Consider the following 17,669-nt stretch of genomic DNA (forward strand, 5'->3'; position numbering starts at 1 on the left):
GGCCATGGAAAAACCGAACATCCACGAGGCCGTAGCATGGCCTTTAGGCCATGGAAAACCCCAAACAACCGCGGGGCCGTAGCACCCGCCTACAGGTTTGGCTTTTGCACAAAAAATCCCCACCAAATCAATGTATGGCGTTCAATGATTCTCATTCATCAGTAGGTTTGCTATATTGCGCTCAGTAGTAGCAAGGAGAGCCAGTCGTGGTTTCGAATTCCCCCCAACAAGATCCATCCGATAATCAAATTTGTTTCACCGCCATTTCTCCAATAGATGTGCCTTTCTCTTTAATTAGGGGATTTAACCGCAAATCTAACAATTTCAAAAAGCTCATGACGTCTTTGAGTCAAAGAAAAGATATCGAGAGTGTAACTTGGCTCAATGATGGCCCCGAGTATGTAAACCTTGATAGTGATGTATCTTCAATGTCATTTTTCCTGTGGAAAACACAATGGGAAAATGTTGAGGTCAAGTTTCATATATTTCCAAATGAATTGGCGGTAGTGGAATGCCAACTGGTCTTGCCTATTCAAGCTGATATTAAACAAATGGAATCACAAGTTCAGCAACAAGCCGAATTCGCTATACAACAATCATTGCCAGCCCTTGAGGCAGTTATTAAAGATATATATAACAGTATTAACAATCCACTGCTTATTAAACCTAGGTCTCGCTCGACCCGTCTATATTGGACCGCTCGTTCACTGAATATCCATAGATCACAACTAGAAAACACGGATATACGTCAATTAATACATCAGTGGCTAGCTGAAACGGAATGTCCACAAGACGCAGAAAAAATTTGCAATCTAATCAACTTCGACAGTGTCACAAGCGCTAATGGTTTTGACCAAGTAAAAACTGAATCCATGACTTGGTTAAACTACGTGATTGTTGATAAGCGAGCGAAAAGTGATCCACGCATAGACACCATGATACTTGCTCAATACTGCTACACAGCGCAAGAAAAATGTAACCTGCGCTTACATGAAGCTATCGCCCATGCATATATTGATGGCAATTTATTGGGTGCACAGAATCAACTTGAAGACAGTCGAATTCAATCAAAACTTCACCAAGTTTCGATAAATGAACACAAAAAATACTTAACTCGACAAAAACGGAAATACTTAGACGAAATTTTTGAATCTTGGGAATTCGATTTGTTGATAAAGAACGGCGATGATATGAAAGAGATTTGCTCAAACAAAATTGAAGAAGCAAATTCCAAACAAAGCAAACTTAATAGTATAAAAACCGATAGGATTTTATTCGCCATCAGTCTGTTCACCATTTTCGAATTATTAATATTTTTGTCTCAGCACAGTAGAGAGGTGATGTCCCGTCCGGCTCTAGATTACAACGACGAAAGCTCTTCTTGGATACTCACATTAATAGCTAGTTTAGATGCAGATACCATGTTTGGAATAGGAATTGGTTTGATGATTGCCCTTGCCTTTATTTATATGTCTGTTGCCAAAAGGAAACTGTAATCATGGGCAAAAAACTCCTTATTTTAGTCGCATTGGTTTTATGCTCAACGATGCAAACACAACGGTTATACGCACAAGACGTATCAATAGAAGTTTTGACAGATGTATGGGCTCCATACATTAATCCAGAAAGTGAACCTATGGGTCGAGCTGCAAAAGTGTTAGATACAATTGCCGCTTACGCACAAGCCAATGTTAAGTGGCGTTACGTGCCCTATAGAGACGCCGCATTGTTATTGGAAAAACAAAAAGCACAACTTGGTTATCCGTATTTTTATACACAGCAACGGGCAGAAAAACACTACTACTCAAAACCTATATTCTACCTCACGAGTCGACTCTATTTTAATCGTCACTTTGTGTCTTCTGAGTTAGCAAATAACAACTATGAATCCCTCAAAATAGCCAAAGTGGCTGGTTATAGTTATGGCGAAAAAATAGATAGTATTGTCACAGATGGCAAACAGTATGAAACCGAAGAAGATGCACTCATCGCTTTATTAAACAATGAAGTACAAATATTACCGATGACCGAAGGCGTAATGAACAACTTACTGGATACCCGATTTTCAGAGCAAAAACAGTTGATTATTCCAGTTGATGAAGTGAAAGATGAATCTAGTCTACATATTATTGCTAGTAAAACAGCCGAAGGTAAGGCATTAATTGAAAAGTTTGATCAAGCCATTACGATGCGACTCAATGGCGAAGATGCACAGTTGCAACCAACTCAAAACCTTAAGCAACAGGTCGATTTAGCGACATTAGTAACATCAGAAGGGTTTCCGGCAATACTTGGAGAGTTTACCAATCAAAACGGTGATATTGATTATTACACCATTCCAATAGGAACCAAAGTTATCGTTCTTCAATGGAGTTCAAAAATTCTAAAACCATCACATTCAGACCGCATTTATAAGAACATGATGGAAACCAGTAAGGTTGTGATTTTAAATGGCCCCCATGTAGGCAAAGAATTGCGAGTTAAAAACATGCATATTCAGTTAGAGCCATGATTACAATAGGCTTAGGATGGATAGGTACGGTTTTATATTTACTCAACCATGCATACTTATCCTTAGTAACAAACTGGTCGCCAAGAGTCTATTACGCGGGTAATTTGGTCGCGGCCACTAGCCTGATAATAAACTCACTATTGGTTTCATCATGGCAAGCTGTCGTAATAAATGGATTTTGGGCTGTCATTAGCTTGTTATTGCTGCTGAATATCACCCTAAAGAACACACCAATCACATTTCGAATGATGGCGGTTGCCGTAGCCTTTATGTGGATAGCTGCCCTGTTAGGTTTATTTTATCAACTTGATTTGTCGATTCGTATCTTAGGTTGGACATCGGCATTAGTTTTTGGCGCCGCTTATTTGCTATTTTGCGCACAGAAAATGACGCAAAAAACCTATTTGTATTTAAATGTTTATGCGGCCTTAGCACTAACACCGCAATTGTGGATAGATAAAAACTACCCTGTACTCACCTTAGAAGTCATTTGGGCATTGATTTCTATTCATGGTGCATTGCGTCAGCCCGACAATGCCCATTTAATCGACTAGTAGATATTGTCACGAGGCCGCAGCATGGCCTTTAGGCCATGGAAAAACCAAACATCCATGAGGCCGTAGCATGGCCTTTAGGCCATGGAAAACTCCAATCATCCACGAGGTCGTAGCAAGGCCCTTAGGCCATGGAAAAACCCAAACAGCCAAGAGGCCGTAGCATGGCCTTTAGGCCATGGAAAACTGCAAACATCCAAGAGGCTAAAGCACCCGCCCACAATCCCTTAAACTCTACGACCTATGTCTTATTGTTTGCATTAGGGGTTAATGACATTCTAATCAAAATACAATGGCAAAGGTTGTTATAATGAACACAGCAAACCGTTTAAAACTGATTGGATTAGCCGCTTATTTACTCGCAATGTTTGCGCTGCAACAAGTGGTCATCATTCCATTAATTGCTTTACTTTCCATTGTGGCGATATACAAAAGTAAGTCTGAAATTATCAAGTCCCATGCTAAATATATCATCTCAGTATTTGTCGTTGTGATTTCAGTAGTATTAGTCACGGCTAATGTGTTTAGCGGTGAGCAACAGGTGTTTGCTGCTATGGTTGCTATTGGCATAGCCTTTATCATGTTGGCTTATGGCGCATTACGAATAGGATTTTCTAAAAAGCCATTCGCGAATCGATTAACCACCAATTTGGAATAACGTTAAAAATATAATTGCTTTAAAAAGACCAATGGAGGTGTCGGCTATCGGCACGACACCTGACACCTTGCGGTCTGTTTTACTTGTCTTTATTAGCTTTAATAAAGTTAAGTGAAGGGGCAAAAAACGCAGCACCGGTTTCTGCTACAGTAAAATCCAATAACCTATCATATATGCCGTTTTCATCGCCAAACACCATACTGCTTAACATCTGCGTAAATGGTTTAGGACTGTTAGCCAATGATACAAAAAATAGTCCTTTCACTGTCATATCACCGTAAGGCATGCTTTGCCGCAATATCTCAAGGCTATTTCCGTCAGCATCCTTAATTCCCGAGCGTTTGACATGTGAAAATGCGGGTTTATCTTCGCGAGCATATTCGACGTTGTCCTCTTTGGTGCGACCAATTATATCTTCTTGGTTTTTAACCGGTAGTCTTTGCCAACGATCCATATGGGTTCGGTAACGTTGAATATGAATATAACTACCGCCAGCAAAATCGGGATCTTTATCGCCAACTACGGCTACAGTTCGTTTGTGCATGCCCTTGGGGTTTTCTGTGCCATCTACAAAACCAATCAAGTCCCGCCCATCTAAATAGCGGAATCCTTTAACTTCCTCGAATAACTCCACATGTCCTTTGAGCAACTCACACACCTCACTACCTATGGCAAAACAAACGTCCGCTCGGTCAGCACGGATTTGAATAAATAAATCACATGGTGTTGCTGGCGCATTGCGATCATCACACTCCATATCTGGAAAAGGCGCGAGTTCCATTGGAATTAGGCCCGGATATAAATCAGTCCAATAACTAGTGCCAACCGCTATGATACCCGACACCATGGCCTCATAATGCTCCTCATCATAGTGTTCATATACATTGAGGATATGAGCCAGTTTTGCGCGTATCACTTGCGCATCATCATCGATAACATTAAACATCAAATATTGCGCATGTAAATTGGGTTCTGCGCAAATGCCTTTTTGGGGTTGTGTCATATTTTTCTTGTTCTTTTTTATTAATAGAAGAGCATTGTAAGTTCAGTTAATAGCCGGCAGCTTGGCCATCTTTCCGGCTTTCAGAGGCGCCAAAGTATACACCAGTTTTGCTGTCTCTAAGAATAGCTTGATAACCACCAAAGCTGCCAGATACATCTCGTAATATATGTCCCTTTTGCACTAATTCTCGTCGAGTCTTGGCTGAAAAACCGCTTTCGAGGCTCACATAGCCCCCATCTTCCATCAAAGTACCTGTCGGTTGGCTTGAACCACTGTGCAGTATTCTTGGTGCATCTCCAGCTTCTTGCAGGTTCATTCCAAAATCAATTAAATTGACTATTATCTGGGCATGCATTTGTGGTTGTGTACCACCACCCATTACTCCAAAACTCAACCAAGGTTTGCCATTTTTTGTCACAAAAGCAGGAATGATAGTGTGGAATGGTCGTTTCGCTGGTTCATAAACGTTAAAATGTCCTTCTTGCAGAGAAAACAGTTCACCGCGATCTTGCAAGATAAATCCCAAGCCTGTGGGTGTCATACCTGAGCCCATCCCGCGATAATTGGATTGGATAAGCGATACCATATTACCGTCTTTATCTGCGGTGGTTAGGTAGATAGTATCGCCTTCATTGAGGCCGGCATCATAACGATTGGCTGCCTTTTGTTGATTCAGTAGCTTCACCCGTTGTTGGGCATATTGTTTGGATATCAGCCAATCAGTTGGAATCTGATTAAATGCCGGATCGGCGTAATATTTTGCGCGATCTTCAAACGCCAGTTTTTTAGCTTCTACAAATGTATGAATGTATTCAGCCGAACCAAAGCCCATTCCTTCGATATCAAACTGTTCAAGCATATTTAAAATTTGCAAAGCCGCAATGCCTTGCGAATTTGGTGGCAATTCCCAAACATCATATCCACGATAATTACTCGAGACGGGTTCTACCCAAGTGGATGTGTGACTAGCTAAATCCTCATAACTAAGGAATCCACCTTGCGCTTTCATATAGGCGGCAATAGTTCGAGCGATATCACCTTTATAAAAAGCATCGCGACCACCTGTAGCTATTTTTTCCAATGTGGCGGCTAAATTCTGATTTACGAATATTTCACCTTTTTTAGGTGTTGAACCATTGGGCATATAAGTATCGGAAAATCCCTCATACTTACTTAAAATTGGCGCGCTACGTTGCATGTACCAAGCAATAAGTTCGCTTACTGGAAAGCCTTTTTTAGCATACTCTATGGTTGGAGATAAGATACTAGTCATCGGCAATGAACCAAATTTACCGTGTAGTTCAAACCATCCATCAACAGCGCCAGGAACGGAAACCGGCAAAGGACCATGGGATGGAATCTTTTCCATACCTTGCTCTTTAAAGTATTCTAACGTTAACGATTTAGGCGAACGGCCTGAGGCATTTAATCCATAAAGCTGCTGCGTTTTTGCATCCCAGACGATAGCAAACAAATCACCACCAATTCCATTGCCGGTTGGTTCTACTAAGCCCAGCATGGCGTTCGCAGCAATAGCGGCATCAATAGCGTTACCACCTTGCTTTAAGATGTCTAAGCCAACTTGCGTGGCTAATGGTTGGCTAGTGGCAACCATACCATTGGTCGCTATAACCTCAGAACGTGAAGCGAAGGGTTCACCAGTGATACGATCATAGGCTGAACTGTATTGACTGAATACAATCAATGAACCAAAGATACACGCAAGAAATCTCATTAAACCACCCTTTATACTATTTGATGATTTAAAGGATACGCTTTGCGACCATTGGTTTAAAGAAAATATAAACGCAAGTGGTGTAAAAGCACTTTTCTATGCTTTAAAGCCTATTCATTAACGTCCTCAAAATTGACTACTCCCTCAGTTTTAGCATCATCTATGCTGACTTCTTGAATTTGTACAAAGCCTACTTCGTCATCTAACTCTGGATCATCAGTAAGATCGCAACTGAGTGCCAGCGTGTAACTTCCATAGGGAACAAAACCAATATCAAAGGGGTAAGTAGTTTGTGAAGCATCAAAATAGACACTTGTACTGGCAAAAGGAAGAACCTGTTCTAAACCACCATTATCTGCCAATTTACTAGATTCTAAGTTCATGCCTTCATACAAATACACAACCGCAGGAGAGCCATTGATATCAGCTAACGGCTCACATAATTGATTAATCAAAAGCGTTTCTGAAACTTGCCCCTTGATTTGCCCAGCTTGCTGATTATCTACCAACCTTATTCCAGTTGATTGTAAAAAATATTCATCTTGTCCCACGGGGTTGGTCAAGGCGTTTCGTAAATCGAATTCAACCGTAAAATCTGCTGTGTTGTTTTCAGTTACAGTAAACCCGTCAAAGGTGATTTCATTGGATGCGATGGTTATCGGATTTTTTGTATGCTTTAGTTTATCTACCGTGTATGAACCATCTGTCATACCAAGGCTTATTTGAGAGTATTGACCGGCTTGTATATTAATCTCTTCTACTAGCGGTATTGAGAGACTACCAGTGTACTCAAGAAGGTCAATTCCAACCGCATTAGGCACCACATTATTGGTATCATCCAAACATAAATCGTTGGCCGTAAGAGCAAACTCTGGCTCACCAACTTTGAAAGTAAGATCTTCTTCCTCGCCTTTGAGGGTAATAGTCGAAAAACACAAAATTACATCTGCTAAACCGTCTGCTGGTGCATCACTCACGGCTAAGGAAAAAGACGGTAGAGTGGTTTTAACGGGAGCGGCAAAAATCGGCAAAGCATCATCATTAGAACCACAAGCGGATAGCATTGCAATGAAACAGAGTAAAGACACATGAAGGGGCTTTATAATCATAATTTCTCCTGAAAAAGTCACGTCAGTTTTCAAAATGTCTATAGGCATCTGACAACTAACATTGATTTAGTTCAGAGCAGGAAGGATACCCAGAGTGTTAAAAACTGTGTAAGTTCAAGATATTCAGATAGTTACAATTAACTTCGAAAGGATGATTCAGAATAATCAGAGCTGAGCATAAAAAAAACCCCGCTGATTAGCGGGGTTTTGTCTGTTTTTAACAACAGTAGGACGATGTTGTTATTATTCTGATTATTCTTATTTTTTTATTCGCCCTCTGTGTTTTTCTTAAAGAGTAGGTATTAAGAACGTCCACCAGTGAAGTCTGGGTATGCTTCCAAACCACATTCGCCAATATCTACACCTTCGAACTCTTCTTCTTCGCTTACACGAATACCGATGATAGCTTTAAGTATTAACCATACAACCAAGCTAGTTACGAATACCCATACAAAGATTGTGATAGCACCGATGATTTGACCAGAGAAAGAAGAACCATCATTTGTAATAGGTACTAGTAGAAGTCCTAAAAGACCTACCACACCGTGAACAGAGATAGCACCTACTGGATCATCAATTTTCATTTTATCTAGAGCAACAATGCTTCCAACTACCAATAGACCGCCGATAGCTCCGAACAAAGTAGCTTGCAGTGGAGTTGGAGTAGAAGGCTCTGCAGTAATAGCAACCAAACCAGCTAACGCACCGTTTAAAGCCATAGTAAGGTCAGCTTTACCAAACAAGATACGCGCTAGAATAAGTGCAGCAACTAGGCCACCAGCAGCAGCAGCGTTAGTATTCATAAATACTACAGCAACAGCATTAGCACTTTCTACAGTAGCTGTCGCAAGAACAGAACCACCGTTGAAACCAAACCAACCCATCCACAGGATAAATGTACCTAATGTTGCTAACGGTAAGTTAGCGCCTGGAATCGCATTAATTTTGCCATCGGCAGTATATTTACCTTTACGAGCACCTAGTATCAACACACCAGCTAAAGCAGCTGCAGCACCGGCCATATGTACAATACCTGAACCAGCAAAGTCAGAGAAACCTAGGTCACCAAGTGTATACATACCGAATACAGAAGCGCCACCCCAAGTCCAAGAACCTTCCATTGGATAGATGAAACCAGTTAAGATTACGGCAAATGCAAGGAAAGACCACAATTTCATACGCTCAGCGACCGCGCCTGAAACGATTGACATTGCAGTTGCAACAAATACTACTTGGAAGAAGAAGTCTGCTGAAGGAGCATAGGTAGCAGGTTCTGCTTCACCCGTTGCGCCGTCACCTACGATTCCGCTAAGGAACAATGTGAAGTCGTCTCCACCGTACATAATTGAGTAGCCACATACCATATACATGATACAAGCGACTGCGTACAAAGTAATGTTTTTAGTTAATATTTCAGTGGTGTTTTTAGCACGCACTAAACCGGCTTCTAGCATTGTAAAGCCAGCTGCCATCCACATGACTAAGGCGCCACATATCAAAAAGTAAAAGGTATCTAGTGCATACCCAAGTTCAAATGTAATTTCCATGATTTTCTCCTGCCCTGCTACTTAAATGGCTTCGCCGTCAGTTTCACCCGTACGGATACGTACTGCATGCTCTAAGTCATACACAAATACTTTTCCGTCTCCAATCTTGCCCGTTTTCGCTGCGCTAACAATAGCTTCAACTAAACGTTCAACATGATCGTCTTGAACCGCAATTTCCAGTTTAACTTTTGGTAAAAAGTCCACTTGGTATTCTGCACCACGGTACAATTCGGTATGACCTTTTTGACGTCCAAAGCCTTTCACTTCAGTGACAGTCAAACCATCAATGCCAATCTCTGAAATGGCTTCGCGAACATCATCAAGCTTGAAAGGCTTAACTATCGCAGTTACTAGTTTCATTGTGTTACTCCCGGTATTTTGAATTTGTTTTTATTGAAACGCTCCATTCTTAAAACAAGTCTTATGCCACTAATGTTTACACATAAAAATCAAAGACTTAGATTAAAAAAAGCAGATTAAACAGTCAACTTACGCACCAATTGTGTGCAAATACCTATTTTTGCACGTTCTGGGTGCGCTGTCTGGATGTATTTCGAAAGTGTTGCTTTTAGGGAACTAAAGGAGGTACTGCAAGTCTATTGTCGAATCAAGTTCACAAATATTAATGCTGGATAGCGCTCACCTTGGATTTTGAACGTCAACAACACCTTCCAACCAAAACGAAAAACAATTCTCTACGAAAAGTGTTGTTTATTTCCGTGCTTGCTCATGGCCTGATTGGTTGGTGGATTTTGTCTCAACAACGAATTATTATCCCAACAAAAATCGAGCAAGAGGTTTCTGCGATCAACGCCAAACTCGTATTTTTGCCAGCGCCAAAAGTTGTGGAAGAAGCTGCCGAAATCGAAACTGTTGAACCGTTATCGGAACCAGAAGCGCTGGCCAAACCTGATGATAATCAACAAAAACAACAAGCAGACCAAGTTATTGAAGACGTAGAAGTAACTGAAATAGAAGTGTCAGAAACGTTACCACCAGCAGATACCATCGAACCTAATGAAGCGCCCGAAATTGTTGAACAGGTAACACCGCAAATCCCCCCTATTGAAAATGATTCAAGACGGGAAGATTTGCCTTCGATTGATTTTCCAGACAAAACTAACACTGACACTCAGGTTGAGACCTCACGAAACTTAGCGCAAAAACATTTGTTAGATCACTCAGCCCAAGCCAATCAACGCATGGCTGAACAGGAGGCGCAGCGCTATCGTCAGCAAAGAGAGTCGCCTGATTTGAATTTACCTAAGTTTGATCCCTTTAAAACGGACGATGAAAAACTAAGAGAAAGTAACTCGGTACGAGTGGATTGCAGCTCAACAGTAAATAAAACCATTGCCGTTTTATCCACCTTTACTGGTGGTAGTTTAGATTGCAGTAAACCGACCGATTTAGCGCCGTTCTTAGACAAACATGTGAAAAAACCAATGCCCCCCAAAGACAAACGTTAATGTCAGTTTTGAATATTAATAATTAACTTTTTGGTTAATTACCAAAAAGCCTTTCCCAAAAGCTCTTGCGCTCTTGGATCTTCGGATTTTTGGTATCACATTTATCGGCTCGTTTCGGCAGCACTTCTAATATGGCTGGCAAACTCATGCTTGTTTGACATCCCGCTTGCGTCGCTCTACCGGTTTGCGGATTAAAATGTGCGATCCCTAAACCTTTAGGGAAGCGACGAACGAGTGACTTAGGTTCTTGCAATAACTGGAAATCCATAAATAATCGCAATGCACCACTGGCACCAGTTAACCCGGTACTTTTGTTATCATCAGTGCCAATCCAACTGGTTACTAATATATTTTTGTCGTAACCACTGAACCAACTATCTCGATAATCATCAGTTGTACCGGTCTTGCCGGCCATATTAATCGTTGGAAAACGCCGTCTAATTTGTTTCGCGGTGCCCTCTAAGGTGACTTTATGCAGCGCGTAATTCATCAAATAAGCTACTTTTTCATCGATGATTCTAGTGGCCTGAGAAGAAAATGAATACATTAATTGGTCATCTGCAGACATGATTGCGTTAACTGTATGAAGAGGGATTTGCACGCCATTATTTGCAATCGTCTGATATACCTGATTGACTTGAATAGGCGATAAATCTAGGGCACCTAAGGTCAATGCAGGATATTGGGTAATAGGTTCAGTTACCCCTAAACGCTTGAGTGTTTGAGTAATATTTTCTAAGCCTAGTTCCATACCTAAGCTTACAGTGGGAACATTCAGTGATTGTGTTAATGCTGTATACAATGGCACTTGACCACGAAACTTTTTATCTGCATTTTGCGGCTCCCAAGTTTCCCCACCTTCACTGGGTAATTTGATTGGATCATCGAACAGAGGTGTGGCCAGATTATATTCTTCTGGATGTTCTAAAGCAGTGATATAAATTGCTGGTTTGATTAAAGAGCCTATGGAGCGTTTCGCATCCAATGCTCGATTAAAACCACTAAAACCGGTGTTGCGATCTCCTACCATAGCGCGAATTTCACCACTATCAATGTCAGTGACTACCATAGCGGCTTGTAAATTCTCTAATTTACGTTGCTTCTCAATACTGGTTAATCCACCAGACAGGGCGGTCTCGGCTTTGCGCTGAGCGTTTGAGTCAAGGGACGTAAAGAGTTTCACACCAGAATCACGAATATCTGGATTATCTAGAATAGTACGTAATTCTCGCCCTACTCTATCCATGAAGGCTGGATGTTTCCCCCTAACCAGAGTTGCGCCAGTGGCGACTTGAATTGGCTTATCCAACAACTGTTCAAAGGTTGTTTTGTTAATCTTTCCAGCTTCAAACAGCAGCCTCAACACCAGATTACGTCGCTCAATGACACGCTCAGGATGACGCCTTGGATTGTAATAAGACGGCCCTTTGATCATACCAACTAGGGTGGTCATTTCTTCTAGATTTAGTTCGTTTAACGGCCGATCGAAATAGAAGTAACTGGCCAAACCAAATCCATGCACCCCAGTATTCCCGTTTTGTCCTAAAAACACCTCATTTAAATAAGCTTCCATTATTTGATCTTTGCTATAACGGGCATCGATCAATATTGACATAAACGCTTCTTTGATTTTACGGGTTATCGACTTTTCATTGGTTAAATACATGTTCTTAACCAATTGCTGGGTCAAGGTACTGCCACCTTGCACCGCGCGTCCCGCTGAGATATTAGCAATCAAAGCCCGTAAAATTGAAAGCGGAGCTATTCCATGATGCTGATAAAAATCCTTGTCTTCTACCAGAACTAAAGCTTCAACTAGTTCTTTAGGCACCTGACCCAAAGACACCAACATACGATCTTCTTTCCCCTCACTGATCAATCGTGTAACTAACCATGGCTCTAAACGGAAACTATCAATTTGTTTGCCACTATTGAGGTTAACAATGTTAGACACACGCCCCGATTTAACGGTCAGAGATAAAGCTGTCTCGGCTTGAAAGCCATCAGGAAAATGGAACGCTCGACGATAAACTTCGAAATGATTATTGTTGTACTGATATTCACCAGTGCGACTCGCTTTAGCAACCCGTCGATACCCCAATAGCGTCAGCTCTTCTATAATTTCTTTACTGGTGATTTCTTCTTTTAAGCTTAGCACCAAAGGACGAGCATAAATTTGCGCGGGAACTTGCCATTTATTACCAGAAAACTGATGGGCAATAATAGCATCTAAATAAACCATGTAGGCACACATAGCAACGACGCAAACCAGAAACAACTTCCAGAAATACTTGCGGAACCAAGGTAAGGGATTCAATTTTTGGGCTAATGACATGGCTGAATAAGGGGATCTTTGTTGGGGTTATTTTCAAGAAGCCAGTATATCAGTGCAACGTGGTTGGCTCAAACAACTAACGCTGGAATACTATACTGCGACATATTAGGCTTGAGCACTACATATATTTCTTAACGCGCGTTGTTGCTTGTGCTGTCGCTGGATTGTCGGGCCAAAAATGTTTGGGGTATCGGCCTTTCATTTCTTTTTGAATTTGGCTGTAGCTACCTTGCCAAAACCCTGCAAGATCTTGGGTTTTCTGCAATGCTCTACCGGCTGGTGATAGCAGTGTTAGGGTTATTGGTACTTTGCCATTGGCAACACAGGGTGAACCATCGTAACCATACATATGCTGCATTTTCACTTGCATTTCAACTTGTTCATCGGCTGAATATACTAGTTTACAGTCTTGCCCTGTTGCGTCTTTCATTTTAAGTGGATAGTGATGATCTAGTTGTTGTTGCTGCTCCCAAGTTAATCGATTTTTTAAGATAGTTAACCAATCTAACTGCTGTAGCTTATTGCCTGTAACTATGCCATCGAGAAAAGGTTCCAACCATTCTTCGAGCTCAGCCAACAAGCTAGTCTCTGAGAAATCAGGCCAATGCTCACCTTCCACTTTACGAGCCAAACTTACTCGATAAATAAACGTCCAAACCTTCTCTTTCCAAGGTAAAAATGAAAGTCCTTGTTGTTTGATTTGCGCTATCAATATTTGCACGCATTGCAGCCCATCTGAGGCTTCGATTTGTTTTTCCCATAGCGTAATAGCGCCGAATATTTGTTTTTCTCGCGCGACAACTTTTGCCAATGTATGGGACCAACTATATTCACTTTGTCGTTTAAAATGATGTTTAAATCGCTCAAAAACCAAGTGTTCGTCTATTGGTTCGGCCATTTGTATGAGTGCATCAGCCTGATCACTGATGGTTAATTTGGTCACGATAATCCATTTACTCAACGCACTAGTGCCTTGATCTTTTGAGTTGAAGTATTTAGCTCCTGTTCCATTTACTAGCTGATAAGTTCCATTGTCTCGCAAGCGACCTATCTGATCAGGATATGCCACACTTAACAGTTCACTGAGATTCCCCTTTTCAAGGCTTACCGAACGGCTATCACAAGAACATCCAAGCCGCTTTGCCCAACGTTTTGCTTGCGTCCAAATAGGATGCGAGGGCTGCGTGAGTAGAAAACGTAAATGCTGACGTAGCTGGGTTTCTCTTCGCAGTTCACTAATGGGACGAAATTCAAGCATTGCCACCAATAAGCACGCTAGCGCTTTTTGCAAGGGCTGCCCTTTTTGACTGTCTACTAACATCCCAGCCAATCTTGGATGGCAACCAAAGCCGTTCAACGCTCTGCCATGGGGGGTTATTTTAGCGGAGGAATCTATCGCACCTAATAACGATAACACCCATTTTGCATAGTCGAGTTGAGAACGACTAGGGGTGTCCAACAAAGGTAATTCAGATAATTCACTGCCCCATACTTTTGCATCTAAATACAAGCCACTAATATCTGTTTCTAAAATTTGCGCGGGGCGCTGTGCAATTAAACGTTGTTGAGTATCCTTAGACCACAATCGGTAACAATCTCCAGCAGTTAAACGCCCCGCCCGACCTGCCCGCTGAGTAGCTGAGGCTTTAGAAATTTGTTTGCTGCTTAACTGCTCGATGCGCCGCTGCCAATTAAAACTTGCAACATTCTCTAAACCAGAGTCAATTACCACTTTAATACCGTCGATGGTTAAGCTAGTTTCAGCAATATTGGTTGCCAGCACAATTTTGCGCATGCCTTGTTTAGCCGGTCGTATTGCTAAACGCTGCTTTTGTTTATCCAGTTGTCCAAACAAAGTATAAGTTTCAATATCTTGTTCAAAGTATTGCTCACACAATTGTTGCGTTGCCAATATTTTTCGTGCACCGGGCAGAAAGACAAGAATATCGCCATCGTGGCTATTCACTGCTTCTTTGATAATCTTAAAAACATGTTGCTCTAAAAGAGTACTTTTATCTCGTGGTCGGTAGTGGCTAGTGACCGGAAAACTGCGGCCATGACTTTCCAATTGTTTGGCATCAGGCAATAAATTAGCCACCGCTGCTGCATCCAAAGTCGCCGACATTACCAATAACCGTAAGTCATCACGGAGCGCTTGCTTTACTTCCAAACATAACGCTAAGGCAAAATCAGAATGGATATTCCGCTCATGGAATTCATCAAATATAATCAGTCCAACATTGGCTAACTCTGGATCGTTTTGCAACATACGGGTAAGCAACCCTTCAGTAACAATCTCCAATCTAGTGTGAGCACTTACTTTAGTTTCACCTCGCATACGATAACCGATGGTGTGCCCAACGGTTTCATTTAGCTGCTCTGACAAATAGTTGGCGATCGACGTCACTGCTATTTGTCGCGGTTGCAGCATAATGATTTTCTGATCAGCAAATTTAGGATGTTGTAGCAGTTTCAAAGGCAAATATGTGGATTTACCCGCTCCAGGTGGAGCCACTAAAATCACATCTTGATCTTCAATGTATTTTTCTAATGCTGGCCAGCAAGTTTCTACAGGTAACACGCAGTCAAACCAAAAATCCTCTATAATCACCCCATTCTATCTTTGCTGGAGTTTCAATGCGCTACTTTTTAGGATTTGATTTAGATGCCAAATCAAAAATTGCATTAGATGATTGGCGCAACAAAGCCTTACCAAGATTTGAGCGCTGCGTGCCTGCTAAAAATTTTCACATCACTAGTGTGTTTCTAGGAAAAGTTAGAGAACAACAATTAGACCACCTTTGTTGTGCCATACAAGAAAGCCAATTTCAAAATTTTAACCTGCAAATTGATACCTTAGGTTATTGGTCAAAACCGAAAATATTATGGCTCGGTAGTACCCAAATTCCAGAGCACATGTTGCAAACGACAAAACGGTTGACCGAATATGCACAACAAGCAGGACTGAACTTGCCCATTAGAGAGTATATTCCTCATATCACCCTAGTTAGAAACGCTAAAAACAATCCTCCGGCGCCACTATATGAACCAGATTTCGAGTTAAAGATAGATCAATTGCATTTATTTGAATCTGTTAGTGGCAAAAACGGGGTGCAATACCCTATTCGACAGACTTGGCCTTTGCATCGTCCCATTCGCCCAAGATAAACTTTTATGTAATTCCAATAAGTGCTTTACCTCAGGCCTATTCCGGCAGCACAATAAGGGGATTAGTAGTAAGTCCGATTTAACAAGAGTAATTTATTCATGCAACAAACCTTCAGGCTGGTAATCGATTGTCCCGATCAAGTAGGATTAGTCGCTGCTGTGAGTCAGTTTTTAGCTGATCATCAAGCCACTATTGTAGAAGCAAGCCACCATACAGACGCCAAATTAGGGCGCTTTTTTATGCGTCATGAAATAAAGACTGACACGCTGAAATTGACTTTAGAGAGTTTCAAACAGGCCTTTGAACCCATCGCTAAACAATTTTCAATGAAGTGGAAAGTATCCGATTCCTTGCAAAAACAAAAAGTGGCTTTGCTTGCCAGCCATGAATCTCATTGCCTCATTGATATTCTGCATCGCTGGCACAGTGGTGAGCTTGATTGTGAAATACCTTGCATCATTGCGAATCACCCGCAAATGAAACAATTTGCAGATTGGTATCGAGTACCTTTCCATTGGGTAGATTTCAAAAATCAAGACAAAGCAGTAGCCTTTGCCCAAGTTGAAGCTTTACTAGAAGAGTATCAAGCAGATCTCACAGTACTTGCGCGATTTATGCAAATTGTGCCTGACAACTTATGTCAAAAATTAGCAGGCAAAGCTATCAATATCCACCATAGCTTTTTGCCGTCCTTTGCCGGAGCTAAACCTTATCAACAAGCCTATGACCGCGGTGTTAAACTGATTGGCGCGACTTGTCATTATGTGACAAAAGACTTAGATGAAGGGCCAATTATTGAGCAAGAAGTGATACGCATCAGTCACAGTGACTCGGCTGAAGATATGGTTCGTAAAGGCAAGAATTGTGAAAAAGCCGCGTTAGCCAATGGCGTTCGTTACCACTTGCAAGATCGCGTGATTATTCACAAAAATAAAACCGTTGTATTTGCATAAATTAAGGGCTTAATGATGTCTATTTATTTGGTCCGCCACGGTGAGACAGACGGCAACCGAAATAGGATTGTACAGACGCCAGAGACTCCGTTATCCGCTCATGGTCAGCAACAAGCAAAAGATTTGGCCGATGCTTATCAACACCACGCTATTTCTAGAATATTGTGTAGCGATCATACTCGCACCCAGCAGACAGCAAAGCCGGTTCAGCAACTATTGGGCTGCGAATTAGTTTTATCGGAACTGTTACAGGAACGTAATTTGGGAGCGCTCAGAGGAACCCCTTGGAAGCAAATTGACTTTGATTTTTTAGCCGCCGATTATCAACCCGAAAATGGCGAAAGTCAGCACCAATTTGGACAACGTGTTGAGCTAGCGTGGCAACACATTATTGAGCAGGCGAACGCGGTAGAAGACAGCTTGATGGTCATGACTCATGGCTTGGTCTTACGATATATTTTAGAACACATTTTAAAAATTGATCGGCTGAGTTTAGAGCGCGCTGGATTTGAAAATACCTGTGTAACCCAGATAGCTAAAAACGATTTCAGTAAAATTCAGTTACTTTGTGACATTAAACATTTACGTCAAACAGTCGTAAAGGGGGCTGCGGTTTAGCACTGCG

The 17,669-nt window shown here is 41.5% G+C and carries 15 protein-coding genes; 8 read left to right on the forward strand and 7 right to left on the reverse strand.

What is annotated here, in order from left to right; genetic code table 11:
• Positions 1-206: 206 nt before the first annotated feature.
• The 4 genes from KO530_RS12860 (at position 207) to KO530_RS12875 (ending at position 3,724) form a co-directional block, all read left to right on the forward strand.
• On the forward strand, positions 207-1,496 hold the full coding sequence (locus tag KO530_RS12860; protein ID WP_216048848.1) for a hypothetical protein: 1,290 nt from the start codon (positions 207-209) through the stop codon (positions 1,494-1,496).
• A 2-nt stretch (positions 1,497-1,498) separates the two neighbouring features.
• Positions 1,499-2,512: a substrate-binding periplasmic protein gene (locus KO530_RS12865; protein WP_216048849.1), complete on the forward strand. Its 1,014-nt coding sequence runs from the start codon at positions 1,499-1,501 to the stop codon at positions 2,510-2,512.
• Positions 2,509-3,066 (forward strand): CBU_0592 family membrane protein, encoded by a 558-nt coding sequence (locus tag KO530_RS12870; protein WP_216048850.1) that lies wholly within the window; start codon positions 2,509-2,511, stop codon positions 3,064-3,066. The genes KO530_RS12865 and KO530_RS12870 overlap by 4 nt, the downstream gene beginning before the upstream one ends.
• Before the next feature lie 310 nt (positions 3,067-3,376).
• Complete coding sequence (locus KO530_RS12875; RefSeq protein WP_216048851.1) at positions 3,377-3,724, forward strand: hypothetical protein; 348 nt, start codon at positions 3,377-3,379, stop codon at positions 3,722-3,724.
• Positions 3,725-3,803: 79 nt separating this feature from the next.
• Here the strand turns inward: KO530_RS12875 and KO530_RS12880 are convergent, their stop codons facing one another.
• The 5 genes from KO530_RS12880 to glnK all read right to left on the reverse strand — a co-directional run bounded on the left by KO530_RS12880 (position 3,804) and on the right by glnK (position 9,478).
• Positions 3,804-4,727, reverse strand: a complete 924-nt coding sequence (locus tag KO530_RS12880) for a Dyp-type peroxidase (protein ID WP_216048852.1) — start codon at positions 4,725-4,727, stop codon at positions 3,804-3,806.
• A 46-nt stretch (positions 4,728-4,773) separates the two neighbouring features.
• Entirely contained in the window at positions 4,774-6,462 is a 1,689-nt protein-coding gene (gene ggt / locus KO530_RS12885) for a gamma-glutamyltransferase (RefSeq protein WP_216048853.1), read from the reverse strand.
• Between the two features lie 110 nt (positions 6,463-6,572).
• Positions 6,573-7,571, reverse strand: a complete 999-nt coding sequence (locus KO530_RS12890) for a DUF4382 domain-containing protein (RefSeq protein WP_216048854.1) — start codon at positions 7,569-7,571, stop codon at positions 6,573-6,575.
• A 302-nt stretch (positions 7,572-7,873) separates the two neighbouring features.
• Positions 7,874-9,118 carry an ammonium transporter gene (locus KO530_RS12895; RefSeq protein WP_216048855.1) on the reverse strand — a complete coding sequence of 415 codons (1,245 nt, stop codon included), beginning with the start codon at positions 9,116-9,118 and terminating at the stop codon, positions 7,874-7,876.
• 21 nt (positions 9,119-9,139) lie between these two features.
• Entirely contained in the window at positions 9,140-9,478 is a 339-nt protein-coding gene (glnK, locus tag KO530_RS12900) for a P-II family nitrogen regulator (RefSeq protein WP_216048856.1), read from the reverse strand.
• A 284-nt stretch (positions 9,479-9,762) separates the two neighbouring features.
• On the opposite strand from glnK, the gene KO530_RS12905 reads away from it, so the two are divergent.
• Positions 9,763-10,587: a hypothetical protein gene (locus tag KO530_RS12905; RefSeq protein ID WP_216048857.1), complete on the forward strand. Its 825-nt coding sequence runs from the start codon at positions 9,763-9,765 to the stop codon at positions 10,585-10,587.
• Positions 10,588-10,621: 34 nt separating this feature from the next.
• On the opposite strand, the gene mrcB is transcribed toward KO530_RS12905, so the two are convergent.
• Entirely contained in the window at positions 10,622-12,922 is a 2,301-nt protein-coding gene (gene mrcB, locus KO530_RS12910; protein ID WP_216048858.1) for a penicillin-binding protein 1B, read from the reverse strand.
• 118 nt (positions 12,923-13,040) lie between these two features.
• Complete coding sequence (gene hrpB / locus KO530_RS12915) at positions 13,041-15,533, reverse strand: ATP-dependent helicase HrpB (RefSeq protein WP_216048859.1); 2,493 nt, start codon at positions 15,531-15,533, stop codon at positions 13,041-13,043.
• A 26-nt stretch (positions 15,534-15,559) separates the two neighbouring features.
• Between hrpB and thpR the strand changes: the two genes are divergently transcribed.
• The 3 genes from thpR (at position 15,560) to KO530_RS12930 (ending at position 17,662) form a co-directional block, all read left to right on the forward strand.
• The gene (gene thpR, locus KO530_RS12920; RefSeq protein ID WP_216048860.1) at positions 15,560-16,090 is read left to right on the forward strand and encodes an RNA 2',3'-cyclic phosphodiesterase; all 531 of its coding nucleotides are present in this window, start codon (positions 15,560-15,562) and stop codon (positions 16,088-16,090) included.
• 99 nt (positions 16,091-16,189) lie between these two features.
• Entirely contained in the window at positions 16,190-17,044 is an 855-nt protein-coding gene (gene purU, locus KO530_RS12925; protein ID WP_216048861.1) for a formyltetrahydrofolate deformylase, read from the forward strand.
• A gap of 15 nt (positions 17,045-17,059) precedes the next feature.
• A complete protein-coding gene (locus KO530_RS12930) occupies positions 17,060-17,662 on the forward strand; it encodes a histidine phosphatase family protein (RefSeq protein ID WP_216048862.1) in 603 nt (200 codons plus the stop codon).
• The last annotated feature ends 7 nt before the right edge of the window (positions 17,663-17,669 follow it).

Origin of the sequence: Aliiglaciecola lipolytica (assembly GCF_018860635.1) — a bacterium.
GTDB classification, from domain to species: domain Bacteria; phylum Pseudomonadota; class Gammaproteobacteria; order Enterobacterales; family Alteromonadaceae; genus Aliiglaciecola; species Aliiglaciecola lipolytica_A.